The organism is Allobosea sp. P4_E12, from assembly GCF_056401655.1.
The window spans coordinates 131,276-155,674 of sequence record NZ_JBFUIY010000015.1 but is presented as its reverse complement, the minus strand read 5'-3'; the positions used below and the strand labels follow the sequence as shown (position 1 = coordinate 155,674).

Sequence of the window (24,399 nt, the reverse complement as noted above, 5' to 3'; positions counted from 1 at the left end):
CTTTTTGACCGATTATTTCAGAACGGCGGCGATGAAGTCGCGCGTGCGGGCCTGTTGCGGCGCCACCAGAACGGCATTGGGCGGGCCGCGCTCGACGATCTCGCCCTTGTCCATGAAGACGACGTCGGTTGCGACCTCGCGGGCGAAGCCGAGCTCATGCGTGACGACGATCATCGTCATGCCGCTGGCCGCGAGATCGCGCATCACGGCGAGCACTTCGCCGACGAGCTCGGGGTCGAGCGCCGAGGTCGGCTCGTCGAACAGCATCAGCTTCGGCTTCATCGCCAGCGCCCGGGCGATCGCGATGCGCTGCTGCTGGCCGCCGGAGAGCTCGATCGGGTAGGCGTTGCGCTTTTCGGAGAGGCCGACGCGGGCGAGCAGCTTCTCGGCTTCGGCGATCGCTTCCTGGCGTGGGCGCCTCAGCACCGTGACCGGGCCCTCGATGATGTTCTCGAGCACCGTCATGTGGTTGAACAGGTTGAAGCGCTGGAAGACCATGCCGGTCGAGAGGCGCTGGCGCGCGATCTCGGCGTCGCTCAGTTCATGCAGCTCATCGCCCTTGATGCGAAAGCCGATCAACTGGCCATCGACCCAGATCGCGCCCTGGTCGATTTTCTCGAGCTGGTTGATGCAGCGCAGCAGGGTGCTCTTGCCGGAGCCCGACGGCCCGATGATGCATTGCACCGTGCCAGGCGCAATGGTCAGCGAGACATTGTTCAGCGCGCGCAGGTCGCCGAAGCGCTTGGTGACGTTGGCGGCGGCGACGATCGCATTTGCAGGGGAGGCGTTCATGCTCCGGCCTCCTCGACGATCTGCGGCTTGGCACGGCGGTCGCCGCGCCCCTTGGAGAAGTAGCGCTCCAGGAAGAACTGGCCGATCTGCAGCAGCGTGACGACGATCAGGTACCAGCCGGCGGCGACGATCAGGAGCTCGATGACGCGGGCATTGGCATAGTAGATCGTCTGCGCATTGCGCAGGATCTCGGAGAACTGGATCACGCTGGCGATCGAGGTCAGTTTGACCATGCTGATCACCTCGTTGCCGACCGGCGGGATGATGACGCGCATCGCCTGCGGCAGCACGATCCGCCTCAGCGTCGTCAGTCGTGTCATGCCGATCGACTTGGCGGCCTCGGTTTGCCCGACATCGACGGAGAGAATGCCGCCACGCACCACTTCGGCGGTGTAGGCGCCCTGGTTCATGCCGAGCCCGAGCAGCGTCGCCATGAAGGGGCCAATGATGTCGATGGTGCGCCACTCGACCAGGCCGGGGATGCCGATCGTCGGGAAGACCAGCGCGAGGTTGAACCAGAGCAGGAGCTGCAGCAGCAGCGGCGTGCCGCGGAAGAACCAGATGTAGAACAGCGCGACGCCGCGCAGCACCGGGTTCGGCGACATGTACATGATGGCGAAGATGACGCCGAGCGCGATGCCGAGCGCCATGGCGCAGACTGTCATGATGATGGTGTTGACGAGCCCGCTCAGGATTGCGGGCGCGGTGAAGAACTGCCCGACGACCTTCCAGTCGATCTGGCCTTCGGCGAAAGCCTTCATCACCCAGGCCAACACCAGAATGATCAGCGCGGCAGCGACCCAGCGCCCGTAATAGCGGCGCGGTACGAGCTTCAGCCCGGCGATCCCGGCAAGGTCTCGCCCTATTCCAATTCCGACTGCGCTGGTCATCGCTGCGCTCCGCGGGTCCAAACGTCAAAATCCGCGAGCCAGCTGCGGAACCGGCTAATCTGCTCGGCGACGCGCGCTGGCGCGGTGCCGCCAAAACCGCTGCGGGCGGCCACCGCGGCATCAAGGGTGAGACAGGCCCTTACATCCTCACCGAGGCGCGGATCAATGGCGCGGAGCTCGATCGGCTCGAGTTGTTCGAGCTCGCGCCCCATTTCCTCGCAGTAGCGGACCAACGTCCCGGTGATCTCGTGAGCTTCGGCAAAGGGCACGCCCTTGCGCGCGAGATAGTCGGCGACCTCCGTCGCCAGCGCGAAGCCGGTGCCGGCCTGCGCCCGCATCACCTGCGGATGCGCTTCCATGCTGGCGATCAGTCCGGCGAAGGCCGGCAGCACTTCGCCCAGCACGTCGACGGCATCGAACGCGGCGCGCTTGTCCTCCGCGAGGTCGCGATTATAGGCGAGCGGCAGGCCCTTGAGCGCGCCGAGCATGGTGACGAGGTCGCCGGTCAGCCGCGCCGCCCGGCCGCGCGAAATCTCGGCGATATCCGGGTTCTTCTTCTGCGGCATGATCGACGAGCCCGTGGCGAAGGCGTCGTCGAGCGTGACCCAGCCGAACTGGCGCGAGGTCCAGAGCGTGACCTCTTCGGTCAGTCGCGAGAGATTGGTCGCGAGCATGGCGGCGACGAACAGGAATTCCGCGACATGGTCGCGCGCACCGACGGCATCGACCGAGTTTTCGCAGGGCGCGTCATAGCCCAGTGCCTTGGCGCTGAGTTCGGGCGTCAACGCGATCGCCGAGCCGGCAAGCGCCGCCGCGCCGAGCGGCGACTGGCCGGAACGGCGCTCCCAATCCTGGAGGCGCGAGGCGTCGCGGGCGAGAACCTGGCCATGCGCCATCAGCCAATGGCCGAATGTCACGGGCTGGGCGCTCTGCAGATGCGTGAAGCCCGGGCAGACCGAGGCGGCGTGGGTGTCCGACTGGGCCGCGATGGCGTCCAGCAGTTCCACCAGCATGGCGCCGATCAGGCGAACCTGCTCGCGCAGATAGAGTTTCAGGTTGTTGGCCGCCTGGTCGTTGCGCGAGCGGCCGGCGCGGAGCTTGGCCCCGGCGTCGCCGATCCGGGCGATCAGGACGCGCTCGACGAAAGTGTGGACATCCTCGTCATCGGCGCTCGGGCTCAGGGTCCCGGCCTGGACCTCCTGCGAGATGGCTTCGAGGGCGGCAATGATCGCCTCCATTTCGGCGGCCGTGAGCAGTCCGGCGCGCAGCAATTCCGCTGCATGGGCCTTGCCGCCGGCGATATCCTGGGGGGCGAGACGGGCATGGGCGCTGGCGGCGCTCGAAAGCCGCATCAGCCGCGGATCCGGCTGCTTGCGGAAGCGGCCACCCCACAGGCGTGTCGTCTGGTTCATCGCTCTCCCCTTTGGTCTTTTGCAAAGACTGCCCCTTGACCCGTCAGCCAGCAAACGAAACGATCTCCGAAGGGTAGTCCAAAAAGGAATAGCTATTGTGGCCGGCAATCGCCTCCCGCCATCGACGACCGGACTCAGGGTTTTCCTCGCGGTTGCGCGGCTTGGCTCGACCGCGAAGGCGGCCGTCACGGTCAATCTGACGCAGAGCGCCGTCTCCAAGCAGATCCAGGCGCTCGAGGAGCATCTGGGGACGACGCTGTTCGAGCGCACGCCGCAGGGGCTGAAGCTGACGGAAGCGGGCTCCATCTATAACCCCTATGCCGAGGCTGCGATCGAGCAGATGGAACGCGGCGCGCGGCGCCTGAGCGAACGCGCCGCCCAGGGGCGGCCGATCCGCCTCCACATGATCGCCATCGCCGGGGAACGCTGGCTGATGGAGCGCTTTCCGGTCTTCGCCCAGGCCCATCCCGAGATTGACGTGCAGTTCACCAATTTCGTCAGCGAGGAGGAGACGGAGGAGCCCGATATCGACATCGGCCACCAGAGCGGGCCACTGCCGGGGCGCGAGTCACATTATCTCTTCGGACGACAGGTCGCGCTCGTGGCCGCCCCCTCGCTGGTCGAGCGGATGGGCGGCTTCCAGCGTCCGGCCGATATCCAGAAGATGACCCTGCTTCAGCATTTCCAGATGCCGACCTTCTGGGCCGAATTCACCGAGACGCATGGCCTGCGGGGCGCGGTTCCCGCGCATACCGTGCGCTACGGCTACTATTCGGTGATCATCCGCGCGGCGATGGCGGGGCTCGGCGTCGCGCTGGCGCCACGCTGCTATGTGGCGGAGGAACTGGCTTCGGGCGCCCTGATCAACCCGCTCGGTCTCGGCTTCGAGAGCGCAACCGGCTGCTGGCTCACCTTCAGCCCCAACACCGAGCACAGGCCGGGCTTCGAGGCGCTCGTCGCCTGGCTGCGCGAGGAGGCGGCGATCTTCGAGGCGGCGACGCTGGCCAAGGAGGCCAATGATGCGTCGGCCGTCGCCGCCAGCACTGCTCCGGTGCCCCGGCAGGCAAGACGCAGCAGCGCGTCCTGAGCCGCGCTTCCGTCCCCGATGGCCTGCAGGATCAGCGCTACAGGAAGCCCGTCGAGATCCACGGCACAGCGGCGACGATCACGAGGCCGATGAGCAGGGCGAGCATATAGGCTCCGATATATTTCAGGCCCTCGTCCGGGTTGACCTTGCTGATCGCGCAGGCGCCGTAATAGCCGACGCCGAAGGGCGGGGCGAAAAGGCCGATGCCCATCGCGAGCACCACCACCATCGCGTAATGGACCTCGTGCACCCCGACCTGCTTGGCGATCGGGAAAAGCAGGGGGCCAAACAGCACGACAGCGGGGATGCCTTCGAGCACGCTGCCGAGGATGACGAAGGCGAGGATGGAGATCGCCAGGAAGCCCCAGGTGCCGCCGGGAATCGCAGACATCATGCGGGCGAGATCCTGCGAGAAACCCGATTGCGTCAGGCCCCAGGCCATGGCGGTGGCGCAGCCGATGATGAAGATGATCGCGCCGGTCAGCGAGGCGGTATCGACCAGCATCTTCGGCAGGCGCCGCCAATCGAACTGGCGGTAGAGCAGCAGGCCGGCGAGCACGGAATAGGCGATGCCGATGGTCGAGACTTCGGTCGCCGTGGCGACGCCCTCGACAACCGCGGCGCGGATGACGAAGGGCAGGGCGATGGCGGGCAGCGCGATCAGCGCGAGCTTGCCGATCTGCCGGCGCGACTGGCGCACGACATGGCCGAGATCCTCGTGGCGATAGCGCCATCTGACGACGCAGCAGAGTGCGACGCCGAGCACCATTGCCGGCAGCAGGCCGCCGGTGAACAGGGCCGCAATCGAGACGCCGGTGACCGAGCCGATGGTGATCAGCACGATCGAGGGCGGGATCGTCTCGGTCTGCGCGCCGGTCGCCGAGAGCAGGGCGACGAGATCGCCCGGCGCCGCGCCGCGCGCCTTCATTTCGGGGAAGAGCACCGGCGCGATCGCGGCCATATCGGCGATCTTCGAGCCCGAGATGCCGGAGACCAGATACATCGCGCCGATCAGCACATAGGACAGGCCGCCGCGGACATGGCCGAGCAGCCCGGCCAGGAACTCGATCATGGCACGCGCCATGCCGGTCATCTCGATCAGCGCGCCAAGGAAGATGAAGAGCGGCACGGCGAGCAGCATGATGTGGCTCATGCCCTCATCGAGCCGTCCGACCATGACGATCAGGGGGGTCGAAGTCGTCAGCGCGAGATAGCCGAAGGTCGCCAGCGCAAAGGAGAAGGCGATCGGCACGCCGGAGAAGACGTTCAGCGCGACGACGCCGACGAAGAAGATCACCAGGTTGAGTTTGCCGAGCGGCTTCAGGACGGGGCCGGCAAGCCAGAACAGCAGCAGGAGGGCGGCCGTCAGGGCAATCGCGATCAGGGCCGGCTTGAACGAAGGCAGGCGCAGCATCCGGCAGAAGGCGACGACCAGCATCAGGCCGATACCGGCCGGGATTGCGGCTGCGCGCCAGGCATTGGTGATTTCGAGCGCCGGAGTGACGATGAACGCCTCCTCCTCGGCATACTCGAGCGCATGCGGCAGGAGCAGCAGCAGGAAGGCAATGCCGGCGGTGATCGCCAGCGCCTCGAGGCAGGCCCGCGTCTGCGGGCCGACACGGCTGACCAGGCCGGTCATGCGCATATGCTCGCCGCGCCGGAGCGCAACCACCGCGCCCAGCATGGAGAGCCAGAGGAACAGGATCGAGGCCAGTTCGTCCGACCAGACCAGCGGTGCATGGAAGACGTAGCGCGCCGTGACGCCGGCGCCGAGCAGGCCGATCTCGATGACGACGAGCACGGCCACGACCAGTTCGACCAGCCCGCCGACGCTGCGGTCGACGAGGCCGACAGCGCGGCCGAGGCCGCTGGAGGGCCGGATGGCAGGCGCTTGCGACGCTGCGGCCTGAAGCTCCATGACGTTTCTTCCAGTCGTTGTTTTCGTGCCTTATAGGCGTGCGCGTGGCATCAGGCGAGCGCGATGGCAGCCGCTTCCCGGGCAACGGGTATTCGCTGGAGTCCGGCCTGAAACTGGCGAATCCACGGAGCGGGAATTGCGCAGCCGGCGCTGCTATGCTGTTGCGGGCGGCTGCTACCCCAGAAACCCTGCCGCCCCAGAAGCCGAGTGAACCCGTGATTCCCTGGATCCAGATCGATACCGCGACGATGCCGGGTGGCGGCGGCGAAATCCGCCTCAAGCAGCGCGGTGCGGAGTTCTCGATCATGCTGGGCGCGATCGAGCTGATGAACAGCCGCCTCAGCGGCTCGGAGGAGGCACTGGCAACGCTGGTCGCGGCGCGTCTTGCCGGCCGGCCGGAGCCCCGCATCCTGATCGGCGGGCTCGGCATGGGCTTTACCCTGCGCGCGGCGCTGGCGGCGTTCGGGCAAGGCGCGCAGATCGTGGTCTCGGAGCTCGTGCCGGCCGTCGTCGCCTGGGCCCGCGGTCCGATGGCTCAGGTCTTCGGCGATTGCCTCGCCGATCCCCGTGTCACCATCCGCGAGGAGGATGTCGCACGGACGATCGGCGCCGCTCCCGCGGCGTTCGATGCGATCCTGCTCGATGTCGACAACGGCCCGGAGGGGCTGACGCGCCGGGCGAATGACGATCTCTACGACATGGCGGGCCTCGCCGTCGCACGCGCAGCCCTGCGTCCTGGCGGCGTCCTCGCCGTCTGGTCGTCCGGTCCCGATCATGGCTTCACCCAGCGCCTGCGCAAGAGCGGCTATGCCGTCGAGGAGGTGAAGACGCGCGCCAACGGCAAGCGCGGGGGCGCAAGGCACGTGATCTGGCTCGCGACCGGTCCGGGTGCCGCCCAGTCCGAGCGCGCGCGGCGGGCCGGTTCATGATCGCTCCTGACAGGAGGGCGCGCGCAGCGTCGCTATAGATCCGACATGCCGAGACGTCCGCCAAAACCCCTCTCGATCAGCCCGTCGCAGGCCCGCCGGATCTGGCTACGCGCCCAGCGGCTCGATACGCTCGCTCCCTTTGGCGACGGCTCCGAAGCCACGCCGGCGGCGGTGGACCATCTCGGCTATGTGCAGATCGACACGATCAACGTGGTCGAACGCTGCCATCATCACATCCTGTGGACGCGCATTCCGGACTATCAGCGCGCGCATCTGCGCCAGGCCCAGAGCATCGACAAGAGCGTCTTCGAATACTGGACGCACGCGCTGGCCTATGTCCCGACCCAGGATCTGCGCTTCTTCCTGCCGGAGATGAAGCGGCGGCGCGAAAACCCTCCGAGCTGGTTCAATACGGTGACGAACGAGGACCTGCGCAAGGTCATGGGCCGCGTTCGGCGCGATGGCGCGCTCTCGATCCGAGACATCGACGATGATGTGCTCATCGAGAAGGATCATGCCTGGGCGAGCCGCAAGCCCTCGAAACGCGCCCTGCAGCTCGCCTTCTTCAGCGGTGCGCTGACGATCTGCGAGCGCGCCGGCATGCTGAAGAGCTACGAGCTTCCGGAGCGGCATTTTGGCTGGGAGCGCGCCCCACGCCCGGCGACCGAGAAACAGGTTCTCGACTATCTCCTCGACCGGGCCTTGCGATCGCAGGGCATCGTCAGCCTCGACTCGGTCTGCCATCTCGACGCGCCGCGCAAGCCCGCGATCCGCGAGTTGATCGAGACGAGGCTACGCCGCAGAACGCTCGTGCCTGTCACGATCGAAGGGGCGGGAAAGCAGGAGCATTGGGCGCAACCCGCCATGCTCGAACCGACGCCGGCACCGGATGCCGAGCTGGTCCATATCCTTTCGCCCTTCGATCCGCTGATCATCCAGCGCAATCGGCTGAAGCTTTTCTTCGGCTACGATCACCTGTTCGAGGCCTATGTGCCGAAGGAGAAGCGGGCGATGGGATATTTCGCCCTGCCGGTTCTGGTCGGCGACGAGATCGTCGCGGCGATCGACCTCAAGGCCGATCGCGCGAACGGGACGCTTCTCGTCCAGCAATGGAACTGGGTCGGCAAAGGCTCTCCCGAGCGGCACAAGGCGGCCATCGAGGACGCGTTGCACCGGTTCGAGCGCTTCCAGCTGGAGACCTGATCCAGCTGGCTCAGGCTTGCGTTCAGCCGAAGAGATTGCGGAACTGCCGCGGCTGGGAGCGCAGATACTGGTTGGGCGCCTTGACGCTGGCACCGAGATGGGCGGCGGCGTGCCAGGGCCACCGCGGATCGTAGAGGATGCCGCGCGCCAGCGCGACGAGATCGGCATCGCCGGTGCCGACGATCGCTTCGGCCTGATCCGGCTCGGTGATCAACCCGACGGCGATGCTCGGCAGATTGGTCGCCTGCTTCACGGCCCGGGCGAAGGGGACCTGGTAATTCGGCCCAAGCGGGATCGCCTGCTTGGCCGAGAGCCCGCCGCTGGAGACATGCATGAAGCTGCCGCCGCGCGCCTCGACCGCCCTTGCGAAAGCGACGGTCTGTTCGACGTCCCAGCCGCCCGGGACCCAGTCGGTGCCGGAGACGCGGAAGCCGACCGGGATCTCCGCAGGGACCACGGCCCGCACGGCATCATAGACTTCGAGCGGCAGGCGCATGCGGTTCTCGAGCGAGCCGCCATACTCATCCCCGCGCTGGTTCGAGAGCGGCGAGAGGAACTGGTGCAGGAGATAGCCGTGGGCGGCGTGCAGCTCGATCGCCTGCAAGCCCAGCCGCACGGCGCGCTTGGCCGATGCGGCGAAGTTCTCGCGGATGCGGGCGATGCCTGCGAGATCGAGCGCGAGCGGCGCCCGGGGATGATCGCCAAACGGGATGGCGGACGGGGCAAGCGTCTGCCAGCCGCCTTGGTCGAGCCCGAGCTGGCCGCCGCCTGTCCAGGGCGCGGCCACCGAGGCCTTGCGCCCGGCATGGCCGAGCTGGATGCCGATCGGCATGTCGGAATACGCACGGACCGCCGCCAGCGTCCTGGCCAGGGCCGCTTCCGTCTCGTCCGACCAGAGGCCGAGGTCCAGCGGGCTGATCCGGCCCTCCGGCTCGACGGCCGTCGCCTCGATGAACATCAGCGCGGCGCCGGACAGGGCGAGATGGCCGAGATGGATCGTATGCCAGTCGGTCGCCCGGCCATCCTCGGCCGAATACTGGCACATCGGCGCGATCACGATGCGGTTGGCGAGTTCGAGGCCGCCGAGCTTGTACGGGGTGAAGAGCTGGCTGGTCATGATGCCTCCGGCGGTTCCATCGCGCCGCGCGGACGGACCCGCCGACCGGCTGTTTCTAGCCGTCTCGCCAAGCCGCTGACTACAGGCAACAGCGCAAGGGCACGGTTGCAGTTGCGAAGAGAGCGCTACGGCGCTCCCGTGGCAGCCGAGACCAGCCAGATCGCGACGGGGAAGGTCAGCGCCGCCAGGGCCGTGGAGAGCACGATCGCAGCCGCGATTGGCCGGCTATCGGTCTCGAAGCGCTCGGAGATGACGAAGACATTCGCCGCGATGGGGAGGGCCGAATAGAGCACGCCGGCCGTGACCCAGAACGCGTCAAGCTTGAGCACGACGGCAAGCACGATCCAGGTCACCAGCGGGTGCAGCACGAGCTTGCCGACGACCAGTGGTGCAATCCCGAGGGCCGGGAGCTTGCTGCCGCCACCGCTCCATTGTCGCGCCGCGAGGCCGAGCGCGAAGACGCCGACCGGCGCAGCCGCATTTCCGAGGAAGGAGAGGAAGCGGTCGACCGGTTCCGGGATCGCGACCCCGCTGACCGAGAGCGCGAGGCCGCCTGCGATCGACAGCATGAAGGGGTTGAGGATCGTGCCGCGAATGAGCCGGCCGGCAATGGCGGGTGCCGAACCGGCGCCGCGCCCGGCCTCGATCAGCCCGATCGACAGGGGCACGACCAGCGCCGTGTCGCAGATCAGGCCGATCGCGATCGGCGCTGCGGCGCGCTCGCCGAGGAAGGCCAGCATCAGGGGAATGCCGAGAAAGGCGAAATTGCCGCCGACGAGGCTCTGCCCGCGCGAGACCGCATTGGGGAAGGGCAGGGCGCGCAACCGCGTGCCGATGAGGATGCCAAGCGCCATGATCGTCACGCCGATTGCTGCCAGCGCCACGAAGAAGGTCGTGTTCCAGAGCTCGGCGATCGGCTGCCGCGACATCACGCGCAGCACCATTGCCGGCGTCGCGATCATGAAGGCGAAGGTGTTGAGCACCCTGACGGAATCGGGGCCGAACAGCGTGCGGCCGGAAACCAATGCGCCGAGCGCGATCACCGCGAAGAACGGCGTGCTGGTGGCAAGGAATTGAAGCATCGATTGCGCTGACGGCTGGAGAACCCGCGCGTCGTCCCGGCCGTGCCTGTCCCGGCACCGGAATGACGCGCGTTGTCCTGCTCTCTACCAGCCGGGACTTGGCATTGGCCATGCGGCCCGATGCCTGACCGCCCGCCGCCAACGCAGGCCCCGTCGTGATCAGTTCGCCTGGAAGGCGCCGATCATGTAGCTCTCATTGCCGATCTCGGTGACGCGGCCCTTCACCTCGTAGCTCGCGAGATCGACGATCCAGACCACGCTGGAATTCGACTTGCCCTTGGGCGCTCCGGTGATCGCGGCATATTTTCCGTCGGGGGTGATCGCGATGCCGCGCGGGCGGGAGGGCTCGCCGCCGGGCGTCTTCAACTCGACCCTCTTGATCGTTGCCGGCTGCCCGGCGATGGCCTTGGCGACATCGATGATGTCGATATTGTTCGAGCGGAAATGCGTCGACAGGATGCGCTTGCCGTCCGGCAGGAACGCCGCCACGAAGGGGCGTGTCGGCACGGACTTGTCGTCGGTGCCGACCAGCACGCGGGCGACCTCGGCCTTGGCAGGGTCCGACAGCGCCTTCTCGACATCGATGATCGAGACGGTATTGCCGGGCCTGTCGGTCTGCGCGTTCTCGCGCGAGGCATGCGCCACAAGCTTGCCGTCCGGGCTGGTCGAGATACCGAAGCCGCCCGCCTGCACGGGAATGCGCGCGATCTCCGCTCCGACTTCACCCGCAATCGCCTTTTGCAGGCTGATCACCGAGATATCGTCCGTTCCGCCATTGGCGCCGAAGATCGTGCCCCCACCGAGCGGACTGATCGTCACGCCGTTGGTGTCAGGGAAACAGCCGAATTTCGGGTCGGGCGCGCGGTGCGGCACGGGATCGGGAGGGCATGGGAAGCCGGGCTTGCCGAAAGCCTGCTCGACCCGACGAATGACCTTGTTGCTGGCGAGGTCGACGATGCTGATATGGCGGCCGCCATCCTCGTCGCCCTTCTGTTCGGCATGGGCGAGCGCGGCATGCCGGCCGTCAGGAGCGATCGCGAAGCCGGTCGGCCCAAAGCCTTCCGTCTCGATATAACCCTCGACGGCCGCAAGCGTGCCGTTGCTCGCCGGATCGAGCGCCTTCTTGAGATCGACGATGGTGACGGTGCCGGCATGGCCGTGCTGGAAGGCGGCGGCATCGTCGGGCCTGGTGCGGCCGGAATGATTGACCACATAGGCGCGCCGGTAATCCGGCGCGATGGTGATGGTGATCGGCTGGCCGCTGGAGATTGTGTCGGCCTTGCCGGTCCCGGTCGCGTCGATATCGGGCGTGACGCGGATGCGGTTCACCACCGCTTTCGGCGTGCCGTCATTGGCCGGATCGATCGCCCTTTCGAGGTCGATCACCAGGACGACATTGTCCCAGCGCCCGCTTGCGAGGAAATAGTCCTTTGCCATGGCGGCCTGTATTCCTCCGGCAGCGATCAGCGCCGTGACGCCAGTCAGAAGCATCGTCCTTAGCATCGTCCGTCCTCCTTCGGCTCACCCGTTTGTCCGGGTCCTTGGTTGGGATGCCTGCTGCCGCTCCGGCTTTTCGCGTCAGCCCTCCAACGCCATGTCGAGCACGCGGGCGACATGCAGCGCCTCTCGGCCTGCACCATCGTGGATCTGGTGGCGGCAACTCGTGCCATCGGCAACGACGAGGTCCTGCGCGCCTGCCTTGCGCACTGCCGGCAGCAGCGAGAGCTCGGCCATGGCGAGCGAGACATCCATGGTGTCCGCGCCGTAGCCGAAGGCACCCGACATGCCGCAGCAGCTCGACTCGATCGGCTTGACGTCGAGACCCGGAATCGCGCGGAGCGTCGCCTCGACGGCGCCCATCGCCGCGAACGCCTTCTGGTGGCAATGCCCGTGCAGATGGGCGACGCGGCCCGCCTGGTCCTTCAGCGGCAACGTGGTCGTCCCCGCCTTGATATCGGCCGCGAGCAGCTCTTCGAGCAGGAAAGCCGCGCTGGCCGCGGGTTCAACCTGCTCCTTGGGCAGGATCGCGCCAAACTCGTCGCGGAAGGTCAGCAGGCAGGACGGTTCGAGCCCGACGATGCGGGCGCCCCCGGCAATATAGGGCGAGAGTGCATCGAGCGTGCGCTTGGCCTCGATGCGCGCCTCGTCGACCAATCCGGCCGAGAGGAAGGTCCGTCCGCAGCAGAGCGGCCTGCCGCCGTCAGCCGGTTCGACCTTGTGGATGCGATAGCCGCCGGCCGCGAGCACGCGCTCAGCCGCCTCCATATTCTCGCGCTCGTAGTAGCGGTTGAACGTATCGCCGAAGAGCACGATGTCGCGGCCGTCGCCCTTCACATCGCCAGGCGTTGCCGGGTTGCCGGCCTGCACCCAGGGCTTGCGCCAGACCGGCAGCGAGCGGCGCGCGCTGAAGCCGAGCCAGCGCTCGCTCAGTTTGGCCAGAGCAGGGATGCGATCGCGCAGGTTCATCAGCGGCGCCAGTTTCGCGGCATAGGGCGCATAGCGCGGCAGCCAGGCGATCAGCCGTTCCTTCAGGGGCAAGCCATGGCGCTGGTGATAATGGTGGAGGAACTCGATCTTCATCCGGGCCATGTCGACGCCGGTCGGGCAGTCGCGCTTGCAGCCCTTGCAGGAGACGCAGAGATCGAGCGTCTCCTTCATCTCAGGCGAGGTGAAGGCGTCGGGGCCGAGCTGCCCGGAGATCGCGAGGCGCAGGCTGTTGGCGCGCCCGCGCGTCAGATGGGTCTCGTCCCTGGTGGCGCGATAGGACGGGCACATCGTGCCGCCGGAGAGTTTCCGGCAGGTGCCATTGTTGTTGCACATCTCGACGGCGCCGCCGAGCCCGCCCCAATCGGACCAATCGAGTGCGGTTGCGGCCGGGATGGGCGTCGCATGGCCCGGCGGAAACCGCATCAGGCTGCGATCGTCCATCTTGAGCGGCCGCACGATCTTGCCGGGATTCAGCCGGTTCTCCGGGTCGAACCCGTCCTTCACCGCCTCGAAGGCGCGCGTCAGCGGGCCGCCGAACATCGGTTCGACGAATTCCGAGCGGGAAATGCCGTCGCCATGCTCGCCGGAATAGGAGCCCTTGAACTGGCGCACGAGGTCGCAGGCGGCCTCGGCGATGCCGCGCATCGCCTTGACCCCGGCCTCGTCCTTCATGTTCAGGATCGGGCGGACGTGCAGGCAGCCGACCGAGGCATGGGCGTACCAGGTTCCGCGCGTGCCGTGACGGGTAAAGAGCTCGGTCACCGCGTCGGTATAGTCGGCGAGATGTTCGAGCGGGACGGCGCAGTCCTCGATGAAGGAGACCGGCTTCCCGTCGCCCTTCATCGACATCATGATATTGAGGCAGGCCTCGCGCACCTCCCAGACCGGCTTCTGCCGTGCCGGTTCGACGACCTCGACGACCGCGTCGGCAAAGCCGTGATCGGCCATGCACTGGTCGAGCCGCTTCAGGTCGTACTTCAGCGCCGCGAGATCGTCGCCGGCGAATTCGACCAGCAGCAGGCAGTTCGGCTGGCCCCTGGTGATGTCGGCGAGCGTTCGCACGAAGAGGGGGATATCGGCACCGAGCACCAGCACATTGTTGTCGACGAGCTCGACCGCGACCGGACCCAGCGCCACGATATGCTGCGTCGTCTCCATCGCCGCACGAAAATCCGGGAAATGGCAGACGCCCATGACGCGGTGGGTCGGCAGGGGCGAGAGCCTGAGCGTCGCCTCCGTGGTGATCGCGAGCGTGCCTTCCGAGCCGACCAGCAGATGCGACAGGTTCGGCCGGGCCGGGAGCAGCTCGTCGAGATTGTAGCCGCCGACCCGGCGCTGCACCTTCGGGAAGATGCGCTCGATCTCGTCGCGGTGCCCGTCCGCCAGGGACAGCATCCGCGTCATCAGGTCCCGCGTCCTGACCGAGGCATTGTCGCCGACCGGGTTCTCGCCCAGCGCAAAGGCCTCGCCGTCATGGAACTGCGCCCGCAGGGCAATGACATTGTCGACCATCTTGCCGTAGCGCAGCGAGCGCGCGCCGGAGGAGTTGTTGCCGGCCATGCCGCCAATGGTGCAGCGGCTCGCGGTCGAGGGCTCGACCGGGAAGAACAGGCCGTCCTTCTTCACATGGCTGTTGAGCTGCTCCAGCACGATGCCGGGCGCGACCGAGACCGTGCGCGAGGCCGGGTCATAGTCGCGGATCGCGTTAAAATGCCGGCTCATGTCGAGGATCAGCGCATCGCCGATCGGCTGGCCGTTTTGCGACGTGCCGCCGCCGCGCGCGATCACCGGAACGCCGTGCTCGGCCGCGATCTGGAGCGCGGCCGCAATGTCGGTCTCGCTCTTCGGAAAGGCGATGCCCTGCGGGATGATCTGGTAGATCGAGGCGTCGGTGGCATAACGCCCGCGCGTGAATGCGTCGAAGCGGACCTCGCCTTCGAGCGCCTGGGCGAGGCGCCGTTCGAGCCCGAGATTGCGCGAGCCCTGTTTGGCGAGGGGGGCAGCATGGGTCATCGCGTCACGTATCCATTCCAGTTCATCTCGACCCGGCTCTGCGTTTCAATTTGGCCGGGACGACCCGCGTTCGCGTCCGAACGCATTCTCACTCGGCGGCTTCTGCCGCCTTTCCGGCCCGGCCGCTTCTGCGCCGCACCGCCCCGATCAGGTCCGACACCGGCCCCCAGAAGAGCAGGATCATCGCGAGCGCAACCAGTGTCGTGACGAGCCCGTTGGCGAAGAAGACCCCGAGACTGCCGCCCGAGCCGAGCAGGGCCTGCCGGAAAGCGTCCTCGGCCCGGTCGCCCAGGACCAGCGCCAGCACCAGCGGCGCCAGCGGGTAGTCGAGCTTCTTGAAGACATAGCCGATGATGCCGAAGATCAGCATCAGCCAGATGTCGAAGATCGAGTTGGAGATCGTATAGGCGCCGATAGCGCAGACGATCAGGATCACCGGCGCGACGAAGGAGAAGGGGATGCGCATGATCGCGGCGAAAAGCGGCACGGTCGCCAGCACGATGATCAGGCCGGCGAGGTTGCCGAGATACATCGAGGCGATCAGCCCCCAGACGAAGTCCTTCTGCTCGACGAAGAGCATCGGCCCGGGCTGAAGCCCCCAGACCAGCAGGCCGCCGAGCAGCACGGCCGCCGTGGCCGAGCCCGGGATGCCGAGCGCCAGCATCGGCAGCAAGGCGCTGGTGCCGGCGGCATGCGCCGCGGTCTCCGGCGCAAGCACGCCCTCGATCTCGCCCTTGCCGAAATTGGCGCCGCGCCGCGAGAAGCGCTTGGCGAGGCCATAGCCCATGAAGGAGGCGGCGATCGCGCCGCCGGGCGTCACGCCCATCCACATGCCGACGAGGCTGGAGCGGACGAGCGTCGCCCAGTAGCGCGGCAGCCCGGCCCAGGTCCGCAGCACGACCTTGAGATCGATCGTCGCCTGCTTGCCCTTGAAGACCAGTCCCTCCTCGACGGTGAGCAGGATCTCGCTGACGCCGAACAGGCCGATTACGACGATAAGGAAGTCGAAGCCGCGCATCAGCTCGGTCGAGCCGAAGGTCATGCGCAGATCGCCCGAGATCGAGTCGAGCCCGACTGCCGCCAGCAAGAAGCCGATGCAGAGCGAGGCCAGGATCTTTGCCCGGTTTTCCCGGCCCATGCCGATGAAGGAGCAGAAGGTCAGCAGGAAGACGGCGAAGAACTCGGCGGGCCCGAAGCGCAGCGCGAAGGAGGCGACCAGGGGGGCGACGAAGGTAATCAGGATGACGCCGGACAGCGCCCCGATGAACGAGGCCGTGAAGGCGGCCGTCAGTGCCTCGGCCGCCTTGCCCTGCACCGCCATCGGATAGCCGTCGAAGGTGGTCGCGACCGACCAGGCCTCTCCGGGAATATTGAACAGGATCGAAGTGATCGCGCCGCCGAACAACGCCCCCCAGTAGATCGAGGAAAGCAGGATGATCGCCGAGGTCGGGTCCATGCCGAAGGTCAGCGGCAGCAGGATCGCGACCCCGTTCGGACCGCCGAGGCCCGGCAGCACGCCGACAATGATGCCGAGCACCACGCCGATCACCATGAAACCGACATTGTGCCAGGAGAGCGCGACCTGGAAGCCGGCGATCAGCGAGGAGAGGTCTTCCATCAGCGCAACCTCAATAGCCGAGCATGGCTTCGAGCGGACCCTTGGGCAGGGGCACGCGGAACTGCTGTTCGAAGATCCAGAAACAGACGATCGGCACGAGGACGGCCGTCAGCACGATGCTCCACCAGCGCGAGGTCGCGACGACGGCCATGAAGACGAGGATGAAGACGCTCGCGGCGACATAGAGCCCGAGCGGCTGGATCAGCGCGACGAAGAGAACGAGCGGGCCGAGCACGCGCGAGACCTGCCCGAGCTGCTCGAAGGTGACGAAGACGCTGTTCTCTGTGCGAAAGGACTGCACCAGGATGAACAGCGAGGCGGCCAGGAACAGCCAGCCGACGCGGGCGGGGAAGAAGCCGTTCTGCGGGCCATTGTCCCAGCCGGCCCCGCGGCCATAGGAATCCCAGAGCACGACGAAGGCGAGGCCGATCAGGATCGCGGCCGTGCCAAGTTCGACGGGGCGGCGCGAGAGGCCGCGCGGCGCTTCGCCTTCAGGATGAGCGGACATCGACATCTCCGGACGTCGGCAGAGGGTTGAGGCCCGCCGTGACGGCGGGCCGGTCGGGCTCAGGCATCGGCCCGAAAAGTGGGCGCGGTTTTCGGAAAAGCCGATGCAAACGTAGAAGGCTGCATGATCGGATCGGATATGTTTCCGGTCCGATCATGCAAGGGCTACTTCGCCGTGAAGCCGGCTTCGCCCATCAGCTTGGCGTGCTTCTCCTCATCGGCCTTGAGGAAGGTCACGAACGCCTCGCCGTCGCGATAGTCCGGAACCAGCGCGCTGCGGGCGAGGTAGTCCTTCCATTCCGGCGTCTCGGAGACCTTCTTGAACAGGTTCACGTAGAAAGCCTGCTGCTCCTTGGTGACCTTGCCGGGCATGAACATGCCTCGCAGCATCTGATAGGTGACGTTCAGTCCCTGCGAGGCGCAGGTCGGGATATCGGCCCAGGATTTTCCGTCGGCGACCGGCGTCGAGTAGGTCATCTTCTGTTCGGAGAAGACGCAGATCGGCCGTGTCGCCCCGCCGCGCCAGTTGGCGACGTCCTCGGCCGGGTTGTTCGTGCTGGCGTCGATGTGATTGCCGGAAAGCTGGGTCGAGGCCTGGCCCCCGCTGGTGTGCGGGATATAGGCGAACTTGACGCCGCCGGCCTTCTCCATGCCGAAGACGATCAGGTTGTCCTCGCGCTTCGACGAGGTGCCGCCGATCTTGAGCGGGGGCGAGGCGGCCTTGGCCGCTGTCATGAAGTCGCCGGCGGTCTGGTAGGGCGCCTTGGCGTTGACCCAGAGCACGAAGGAATCCTGCGCCATCATCGCGATCGGCGTGTATTCGGTCCAGTTCAGCGGCAGCTTGGTCGCCATCGGCGTCATGAAGATGCCGCTCGACGTGGTGATCAGCTTGTGCGGGTCGCCCGCCGCCTTCTGGATGTCGAGCATGCCCTCGGCGCCGCCGGCGGCCGGCTTGTTGACGACGATGATCGGCTGCGAGGTCAGGTTATTCTTCTGGATGATGCCCTGCATCGTCCGCGCCATCTGGTCGGAGGCGCCGCCGGCCGAAAAAGGCACGACGATTTCGATGGCCTTGGTCGGCTCCCAGGCGAGGGCGGGGGTCGTAACTGCTACGAGCGCCGCGCCAGCGGCAAGCCAATGCTGCTTCATCTCTTCCAACCTCCCTGCAACGCGCTCTGTCGGCGCCGTGGCGAGAGCCTAGAATCAAAAAATTTTGCATTCAATCTGAAAAATGATGATGGCCGAATTGACGACGACACTGCCCGGCCGCCGTCCCGTATCAATGCCGGGGAGGTCTCAGGCTGGGGTTGGACTCAGGCAAGGCTGTTCTCGTCGTCCGCCTGCGCGGCGCTCTGATGCTGCGCGGCTTTTCGCTTGTTGCGCAGATGCAGGAACATGATGTCGCTGAGCTCGCTGCCGGCGCGTCGGCGCAGGGCATCGAGGATCGCCTCGTGCTCGCGCATCGCCTCGCCCCAGCGGTCGCGCTCCTTGTCGAGATTGGCGGAATAGCGTACGCGCCGGATGCGGCCGGCAATGCTGTTATAGGTCGCGCTGAGCGTCGCATTGCCGGCGGCCGCGACGATCATGCGGTGGATGTCCTGGTTGCACTGGAAATAGCCGTGCATGTCGCGCCGCAGGTAGAAACGGTACATCTCGTGATGAGATTGCTCGATTTCGGCGATTTCTTCGTCGCTGATGCGTTCGCAGGCCAGCCGCCCCGCCAGGGCTTCGAGCCCGCCCATCACGTCGAACAATTCGCGCAGATCATCGGCGCTCAGGGCGCGCACGCGTGCGCCGCGATTGGGCAGGAGGTCGATCAGCCCTTCCGCGGCCAGGACCTTGAGCGCCTCGCGCAGCGGCGTGCGCGAGATGCCGAACCGGTCGCAGAGCAGGCGTTCGGGCACGCGTGCGCCATCGGCGAGATTGCCCTCGACGATATAGTCGCGCAGCGCGGCCAGGAGTTCGCCGTGCAGCGATGTCTGGCCGGTGCCGTCCTCGCGTCGCAGCGACGGGCTTTCGGTCGTCTCAGTGTCGAGCGCGATAGTCGTCATGCTGGTTTGCTACGCGAGTGGGCGGCCCCGTGTCGAGATCGGCCAGCATAATATTGCACGCGCGAGCGGTGTTGCCAAAGACAAAAATGAATGCAAAACATCGGCGATCACGAGCGGCGAGCCGGAAGCGCCGCCACGTCCGAATAGGGAGTTATCGCCATGGCATCGCAGCAGGGTCGCCATTTCCTCCAGATTCCCGGCCCGAGCCCGGTCCCTGACCGGGTCCTGCGGGCCATGGACATGCCGGTGATCGATCACCGCAGCGCCGAGTTCGCGAAGCTCGGGCGCGAGGTGCTCGACGGTGCCAAGTCGGTCTTCAAGACCAGCCAGCCGGTGGTGATCTATCCGTCCTCCGGGACCGGTGCCTGGGAAGCGGCGATCGTCAATACGCTCTCTCCGGGCGACACCGTGCTGATGGCCGAGACCGGCCATTTCGCCACCCTCTGGCGCCAGATCGCCGGCCGCTTCGGCATCGAGGTCGATTTCATTCCGGGCGACTGGCGTCGCGGCGCCGACCCGGCCGCGATCGAGGCAAAGCTGGCCGAGGACCGCGGCCGCAAGATCAAGGCGGTGATGGTCGTCCATAACGAGACCTCGACCGGCTCGACCAGCCGGATCGCCGAGATCCGCAAGGCGATCGACAAGGCCGGCCACCCGGCGCTCTTCATGGTCGACACCATCTCCTCGCTCGCCTCGGTCGACTACCGGCACGACGAATGGCAGGTCGACGTCACGGTTTCCGGCTCGCAGAAAGGCCTGATGCTGCCGCCGGGCCTCAGCTTCAACGCGATCTCGGAAAAGGCGATGGCCGCCTCCCGGGCGAACACAATGCCGCGCTCCTATTGGGACTGGCAGGAGATGGTCAAGATCAACGCCAACGGCTTTTTCCCCTACACGCCGGCGACGAGCCTGCTCTATGGCCTGCGCGAAGCAGTCAGGATGCTGCATGAGGAGGGGCTGGACGCGGTCTTCGCCCGCCATGAGCGCCTTGCCGCGGCGACGCGGGCCGCGGTGAAGGCCTGGGGCCTCGACATCCTCTGCGAGAACCCCGCGGAATATTCGCCGGTGCTGACCGCCGTGCTGATGCCGCCGAGCCACGACGCCGACCATTACCGCAAGGTGGCGCTCGAGAAGTTCAACATCTCGCTCGGCTCCGGCCTCGGCAAGGTGGCCGGCAAGGTCTTCCGGATCGGCCATCTCGGCGAATGCAACGAACTGACCCTGCTTGGCGCGCTGTCCGGCGTGGAGATGGGGCTGGCGGCAGCCGGCGTGCCGCATCGCAGCGGCGGCGTGCAGGCCGCAATGGCCGCGCTCGAAAGCCGCGAGGAAGCCAATACACCGAAGGTTGCGGTCGCCTGACGAGGGGAGAAGTCCCGGGGGCCCTCTGAACCGAGAGAGCTCCCGGGGCTTCGCGCTCGCCTTGCGAGCATTTCTGCGCGTCCGTGGCGCAGGATTCGGAGTGCCGCAGGCCGAAATGCCCATGGTAGAACCGGGGCAATCGCAGCTCCGGAATCCGCCGATGACCGATCCCTCCAGTTCCATTCTGTTGACCGTCGAGGCCGGTGTCGCAGTGCTGACGCTGAATCGTCCCGACGTGCTGAACGCCTTTGATGCGGCCATGGCGGAAACTTTCCTGGCCCGAATCGAGGAGATCGCGGCGCGCCGGGATGTCCGCGCCATCCTGCTGAAGGGCGCGGGCAGGGGCTTCTGCGCCGGTGGCGACGTCTCGCAATTCACCGCTGGTGGCGACCCCGAGACCGCGATCGAGGCGATCATCACGCCGCTGCATGCCGGGCTGAAAAGGCTCGATGAATTGCCGCAGCCTTCGATCGCCTGCCTGCATGGCGCGGTGGCCGGAGCCGGATTCAGCCTGGCGCTTGCCTGCGATCTGGCGATCGCCGCGGAGAATGCGAAATTCACGCTGGCCTATGCCCGGATCGGTGCGACGCCGGACGGGTCCGGGACCTATCATCTGCCGCGCATCGTCGGCATGAAGAAGGCAAAGGAGCTGGCGCTGCTCGCCGAGACGATCGATGCGGGCGAGGCGTTGCGGCTCGGCCTGATCAATCGCACCGTGCCGGCCGAGTGTCTCGATGCCGAAGCCATGGCGCTGGCGCGCAAACTGGCTGCCGGGCCGACCCAGGCCTATGGCCGCATCAAGGCGCTGCTCGGCGCTTCGCTGAGCAACACGTTGAGCGCCCAGCTCGACGCCGAGCGCGACGCCTTCCACGCCTCGACCCGGACCGCGGATTTCAGCGAGGGTGTCTCGGCTTTCCTGGAGAAGCGGCCAACCCGGTTCACGGGCCAGTAGATCACCGGGGCCGGATATCGGGTCCGGTCCGACGATCTCGCCCTTTTAGTATTTGCATCGGCTTTGTCCGAAGGCCGCAAACCACTTTCCCGCCGATGCTTGAGAGGATTGGCAATGCAGGATTCCCACCACGTTCTCTTCACGAGCCCCGCTGAGTTCGTCGACAGCGACCATCCGATGGTGATCGCCGAGGCGCGCCTGCTGACTTCGGGCATCAGCGACCCTGCCGGGCAGGCCGGCATCCTCTATCAGGCGGTGCGCGACGGCATCCGCTATGACCCCTATGGCGACTATCTCAACCCCGAGACCTATCGCGCCAGCTCCGTGCTGGCGGCCGGCATCGGCTACTGCGTCGGCAAGGCTGCGCTCTATGCAGCCTATTGCCGGGCCATCGGCATTCCCGCTCGCATCGGGCTCGCCGACGTCAAGAACCATCTCGCCACGCCGCGCCTGCTGGAGGCCGTCGGCACCAATGTCTTCGCCTATCACGGCTATACCGAGGTTTTCCTCGACGGGCGCTGGCTGAAGGCTTCTCCGACCTTCAACGCGCGCCTCTGCGACAGGCTCGGCGTTGCGACGCTCGGCTTCGACGGCAAGAGCGATGCGCTGCTGCAGAGCTTCGATGGGCAGGGCCGCAGTTTTATGGACTATGTCGCCCAGCACGGCAGCTTCTTCGATGTGCCGGTGAAGTTCCTGATCCGCGAGATGTCGCGGCTCTATCCGAAGCTTTGCGTTCCCGGTGGATTGCGCGGCAGCAGCATGGAGCAGGAGGCGCGGCCCTCGGCGCCGGGCTGAACGCGAAACGCGCTGTCCCCTGGGCGAGTGCGTAAGACTCAGCGCGCGTCGTGAAAGATCAGCCCGGTGGTGTAGCGCTCGCCCGAGCGCACCCGGCTGACGCCGTGGCGGAGATTGACGCGGTAGGTGCCGCGGGAGCCCCGCATCGGCCTGTGCTGCACGGCGAAGATAGCGGCCTCTCCCTGTGCCAGCGGCACGACCTCGGGCCGTGATTGCATGCGCGGACGCTGCTCGACCAGGGTGAACTCCCCGCCGGTGAAATCGGCGCCCGGCTGCGAGAGCAGGATCACCATCTGGAACGGGAAGAACAGGTCGCCGTAAAGGTCCTGATGCAGGCAGTTATAGTCGCCGGCGCCGTATTTCAGCAGCAGCGGGGTCGGCCGGGTCTGTCCGGCCTCGTGGCACAGGGTCAGGAAGGCGCCGAGCGCGTCGGGATAACGCTGCGCGATCCCGAGCGTCTCGTTCCAGCGGTTCGCCACGGGGGCGAGGCGCTCATAGATGGCCGGCCGCAGGGCCGCCAGCATCTCCGGCAGCGGATGGGCGAAATACTGGTACTCGCCACTGCCAAAGCCGTGCCGCGCCATGACGATGCGGCTGCGGAAACGGCTCTCGTCGGCATAGAGCGCAGCCAGCGCGCGGCATTCCGCCGGGCTGAGCAAGGGCCCGGTCAGGCCGACGCCATGGGAGTCGAGTTCGGCCTCGATCCGGCGCCAGTGCAGCGCGTCGACGCGCGCCGCGAGGGATGGAGGTTCGGGCAATTTTGCTGCGGCTGGCATGGCGGGGGCCTTCTTCGACTGGCATGTGCGTGTCGAGGAAGGCTCCCATGCCTCGGGCACCGGCTTCCACCCGGTTTCTGCGCGGCCTGCTGGATATCCGGACCACGTCCCGGTCCGGGCCGGTGCCTTAACCCGCGGGCTTGAGATAGGGCATCTTTATGCCCTGCTCGGCCATCGTGCTGCGATTGCTCGCCTGCCGCTTCTTGATCTCGGCACGGGCGACCGTGCGCAGATGCACCTCGTCCGGCCCGTCGATGAAGCGCAGCGCCCGGCCCCAGCTATAGATGAAGGCGAGCGGCGTATCATTGGAGAGACCGGCGGCGCCAAAGACCTGAATGGCCCGGTCGGCGATCTTGGTCTGGAGCCGCGTCGCCACGACCTTGATCGCGGAGACCTCGGTGCGCGCGGCCTTGTTGCCGTGCTTGTCCATCATCCAGGCGGCGCGCAGGCAGAGCAACCGCGCCTGGTCGATTTCCATGCGCCCTTCGGCAATCCAGTCCTGGACATTGGCATAGTCTGAGAGATGCCGGCCAAAGGCCTTCCGCTGCAGCGCGCGCTCGACCATCAGTTCGAGCGCGACCTCGCATTGGCCGATCGWGCGCATGCAGTGGTGGATGCGGCCSGGCCCGAGCCGCGCCTGCGCCAGCGCAAAGCCCGCGCCTTCCTCCCCGAGCATGTTGGCGGCCGGCACGCGGACAGTGTCGAAATCCGTTTCGGTATGGCCTTCGGGCGAATGGTGGTTGAGCAGCGGCAGGTTGCGCATCACGCTCACGCCCGGCGTATCCATCGGCACGATCACCATGGAATGGCGCTTGTGCGGGTCGGCCTCCGGGCGCGTGTCCGAGAGGCCCATGACGATGCAGAACTTGACGTTTGGATGCAGGGCGCCGGTGGTCCACCATTTCCGGCCGTTGATGACATAGTCATCGCCGTCGCGGGTGATCGTGGTCTGCAGATTGGTCGGATCGGAGGAGGCGACGCCGGGCTCGGTGATGCCGACGCAGGAGCGGATCTCGCCCTTCATCAGCGGCACGAGAAAGCGTTCGCGCTGCGCCGGCGTCGCGAACATGTGCAGGATTTCCATGTTGCCGGTGTCCGGGGCGTTGCAGTTGAACACCTCCGATGACCAGAAGATCCGGCCCATGATCTCCGCCAGGGGGGCGTATTCGAGATTGCTCAGCCGTGTGCCGGGCTCGTCGGGCTTCAGCGCCGGCAGGAACAGGTTCCACAGGCCCTCGGATTTCGCCTTCTCCTTCAGCCCGTCGATCAGTGCCAGCGGATAGCGCCCGGCCTCGACCTCATGTTTCCATATGGCGTCGGCCGGCTGCACATGGGCATCCATGAAGGCCTGCAGCCGTGAGCGGAGCTCTTCGACCCTGGCGGAATAGGCGAAATCCATGGTGATCCCCGT

20 protein-coding genes are annotated in these 24,399 nt (G+C 66.7%); 6 read left to right on the top strand and 14 right to left on the bottom strand.

The features are described 5' to 3' along the window. Nucleotides 1-12: 12 nt before the first annotated feature. The 3 genes from AC1DW9_RS20145 to argH are packed head-to-tail and all read right to left on the bottom strand — an operon-like array spanning nucleotide 13 to nucleotide 3,094. Nucleotides 13-792: an amino acid ABC transporter ATP-binding protein gene (locus AC1DW9_RS20145; protein WP_441504836.1), complete on the bottom strand. Its 780-nt coding sequence runs from the start codon at nucleotides 790-792 to the stop codon at nucleotides 13-15. After that, entirely contained in the window at nucleotides 789-1,682 is an 894-nt protein-coding gene (locus AC1DW9_RS20140; RefSeq protein WP_441504835.1) for an amino acid ABC transporter permease, read from the bottom strand. The genes AC1DW9_RS20145 and AC1DW9_RS20140 overlap by 4 nt, the downstream gene beginning before the upstream one ends. Next, on the bottom strand, nucleotides 1,679-3,094 hold the full coding sequence (gene argH, locus AC1DW9_RS20135; protein ID WP_476776495.1) for an argininosuccinate lyase: 1,416 nt from the start codon (nucleotides 3,092-3,094) through the stop codon (nucleotides 1,679-1,681). Before argH ends, AC1DW9_RS20140 begins: the two co-directional genes overlap by 4 nt. 97 nt (nucleotides 3,095-3,191) lie before the next feature. On the opposite strand from argH, the gene AC1DW9_RS20130 reads away from it, so the two are divergent. Beyond that, complete coding sequence (locus tag AC1DW9_RS20130) at nucleotides 3,192-4,181, top strand: LysR family transcriptional regulator (protein WP_441504834.1); 990 nt, start codon at nucleotides 3,192-3,194, stop codon at nucleotides 4,179-4,181. Nucleotides 4,182-4,218: 37 nt separating this feature from the next. On the opposite strand, the gene AC1DW9_RS20125 is transcribed toward AC1DW9_RS20130, so the two are convergent. Then, nucleotides 4,219-6,099 carry a TRAP transporter large permease gene (locus AC1DW9_RS20125; RefSeq protein ID WP_441504833.1) on the bottom strand — a complete coding sequence of 627 codons (1,881 nt, stop codon included), beginning with the start codon at nucleotides 6,097-6,099 and terminating at the stop codon, nucleotides 4,219-4,221. A 215-nt stretch (nucleotides 6,100-6,314) separates the two neighbouring features. On the opposite strand from AC1DW9_RS20125, the gene AC1DW9_RS20120 reads away from it, so the two are divergent. Together AC1DW9_RS20120 and AC1DW9_RS20115 are read left to right on the top strand one after the other, a co-directional pair. Next, on the top strand, nucleotides 6,315-7,028 hold the full coding sequence (locus AC1DW9_RS20120; protein WP_441488805.1) for a spermidine synthase: 714 nt from the start codon (nucleotides 6,315-6,317) through the stop codon (nucleotides 7,026-7,028). Nucleotides 7,029-7,073: 45 nt separating this feature from the next. Further along, complete coding sequence (locus AC1DW9_RS20115; RefSeq protein ID WP_476776494.1) at nucleotides 7,074-8,231, top strand: winged helix-turn-helix domain-containing protein; 1,158 nt, start codon at nucleotides 7,074-7,076, stop codon at nucleotides 8,229-8,231. Between the two features lie 22 nt (nucleotides 8,232-8,253). Here AC1DW9_RS20115 and AC1DW9_RS20110 read toward each other — a convergent pair whose 3' ends face one another. The 8 genes from AC1DW9_RS20110 to AC1DW9_RS20075 form a co-directional block, all read right to left on the bottom strand. After that, nucleotides 8,254-9,348 (bottom strand): NADH:flavin oxidoreductase/NADH oxidase, encoded by a 1,095-nt coding sequence (locus AC1DW9_RS20110; RefSeq protein WP_441488803.1) that lies wholly within the window; start codon nucleotides 9,346-9,348, stop codon nucleotides 8,254-8,256. A gap of 125 nt (nucleotides 9,349-9,473) precedes the next feature. Then, nucleotides 9,474-10,430 carry an AEC family transporter gene (locus AC1DW9_RS20105; RefSeq protein WP_441488802.1) on the bottom strand — a complete coding sequence of 319 codons (957 nt, stop codon included), beginning with the start codon at nucleotides 10,428-10,430 and terminating at the stop codon, nucleotides 9,474-9,476. Between the two features lie 159 nt (nucleotides 10,431-10,589). Further along, entirely contained in the window at nucleotides 10,590-11,933 is a 1,344-nt protein-coding gene (locus AC1DW9_RS20100) for a YncE family protein (protein ID WP_441504831.1), read from the bottom strand. A gap of 75 nt (nucleotides 11,934-12,008) precedes the next feature. Beyond that, entirely contained in the window at nucleotides 12,009-14,930 is a 2,922-nt protein-coding gene (locus tag AC1DW9_RS20095) for an FAD-binding and (Fe-S)-binding domain-containing protein (RefSeq protein WP_476776493.1), read from the bottom strand. A gap of 88 nt (nucleotides 14,931-15,018) precedes the next feature. Further along, nucleotides 15,019-16,548: a tripartite tricarboxylate transporter permease gene (locus AC1DW9_RS20090; RefSeq protein ID WP_441488799.1), complete on the bottom strand. Its 1,530-nt coding sequence runs from the start codon at nucleotides 16,546-16,548 to the stop codon at nucleotides 15,019-15,021. Nucleotides 16,549-16,558: 10 nt separating this feature from the next. Then, nucleotides 16,559-17,056 carry a tripartite tricarboxylate transporter TctB family protein gene (locus AC1DW9_RS20085; protein ID WP_441504829.1) on the bottom strand — a complete coding sequence of 166 codons (498 nt, stop codon included), beginning with the start codon at nucleotides 17,054-17,056 and terminating at the stop codon, nucleotides 16,559-16,561. 164 nt (nucleotides 17,057-17,220) lie between these two features. Further along, nucleotides 17,221-18,204: a Bug family tripartite tricarboxylate transporter substrate binding protein gene (locus AC1DW9_RS20080; RefSeq protein WP_441504828.1), complete on the bottom strand. Its 984-nt coding sequence runs from the start codon at nucleotides 18,202-18,204 to the stop codon at nucleotides 17,221-17,223. A gap of 164 nt (nucleotides 18,205-18,368) precedes the next feature. Beyond that, entirely contained in the window at nucleotides 18,369-19,106 is a 738-nt protein-coding gene (locus tag AC1DW9_RS20075; protein WP_441504827.1) for a GntR family transcriptional regulator, read from the bottom strand. 159 nt (nucleotides 19,107-19,265) lie between these two features. Between AC1DW9_RS20075 and AC1DW9_RS20070 the strand changes: the two genes are divergently transcribed. From AC1DW9_RS20070 to AC1DW9_RS20060, 3 genes are all read left to right on the top strand, one after another. Continuing rightward, on the top strand, nucleotides 19,266-20,465 hold the full coding sequence (locus tag AC1DW9_RS20070) for a pyridoxal-phosphate-dependent aminotransferase family protein (RefSeq protein ID WP_476776492.1): 1,200 nt from the start codon (nucleotides 19,266-19,268) through the stop codon (nucleotides 20,463-20,465). 160 nt (nucleotides 20,466-20,625) lie between these two features. Further along, nucleotides 20,626-21,417, top strand: coding sequence for an enoyl-CoA hydratase/isomerase family protein (locus AC1DW9_RS20065; protein ID WP_441504825.1), 792 nt, complete (start codon nucleotides 20,626-20,628; stop codon nucleotides 21,415-21,417). Between the two features lie 114 nt (nucleotides 21,418-21,531). Next, the gene (locus tag AC1DW9_RS20060; RefSeq protein ID WP_441504824.1) at nucleotides 21,532-22,212 is read left to right on the top strand and encodes a transglutaminase-like domain-containing protein; all 681 of its coding nucleotides are present in this window, start codon (nucleotides 21,532-21,534) and stop codon (nucleotides 22,210-22,212) included. 38 nt (nucleotides 22,213-22,250) lie between these two features. On the opposite strand, the gene AC1DW9_RS20055 is transcribed toward AC1DW9_RS20060, so the two are convergent. Then, entirely contained in the window at nucleotides 22,251-22,988 is a 738-nt protein-coding gene (locus AC1DW9_RS20055) for a 2OG-Fe(II) oxygenase (RefSeq protein ID WP_476776491.1), read from the bottom strand. A gap of 127 nt (nucleotides 22,989-23,115) precedes the next feature. Further along, nucleotides 23,116-24,387, bottom strand: a complete 1,272-nt coding sequence (locus AC1DW9_RS20050) for an acyl-CoA dehydrogenase family protein (protein ID WP_476855164.1) — start codon at nucleotides 24,385-24,387, stop codon at nucleotides 23,116-23,118. Nucleotides 24,388-24,399 lie beyond the last annotated feature (12 nt).